The following is a 483-nucleotide window of genomic DNA, read 5'->3' as shown; positions in this document are numbered from 1 at the left end:
AAGGATTATCAAGAAGTTATATTCAAGGATTATTGCCTAACCTAAAAAAGGAACATCCTTGGCTCAAAGAAGATGTCTATTCCCAATGCTTGCAAGTCGTGGCTTTGAACTTATCAACAGCTTATCGAAACTTCTTCGAGAAACGGGCCAAATTACCCCGATTCAAATCCAAGCATGGCAGACAATCTATCAGTTACCCTCAGAATGTTAAGTTTGAGGGAGATTGTCTCAAACTGCCCAAAATTGGGTTACTACATTGTCGTCAGCATCGAAGTTTTGAAGGGAAAATCAAAACGGTAACCATCTCCAAAAATCCAGATGGGAAATATTATGCTTCTGTCTTAGTTGAAGAATCAAAAGAACCTCCTTCTCTCTCAACTGAAGGTAAAGCCATTGGAATTGATTTGGGATTAACGGATTTTGCCATTACCAGTGAAGGCTCAAAATATAACAATCCCAAGCATTTCCATAAACACGCGCAGA

1 protein-coding gene is annotated in these 483 nt (G+C 39.1%); it reads left to right on the top strand.

From position 1 onward, the window contains the following. Positions 1 to 483, top strand: a 483-nt coding sequence (locus tag JUI58_RS00245; RefSeq protein ID WP_204101753.1) for a transposase, incomplete at both ends; no start/stop codon positions are given.

This window comes from Spirulina sp. CCY15215 (assembly GCF_016888125.1).
Classification (GTDB): Bacteria; Cyanobacteriota; Cyanobacteriia; order Cyanobacteriales; family Spirulinaceae; genus CCY15215.
This window is presented reverse-complemented; position numbering and strand designations above follow the sequence as displayed.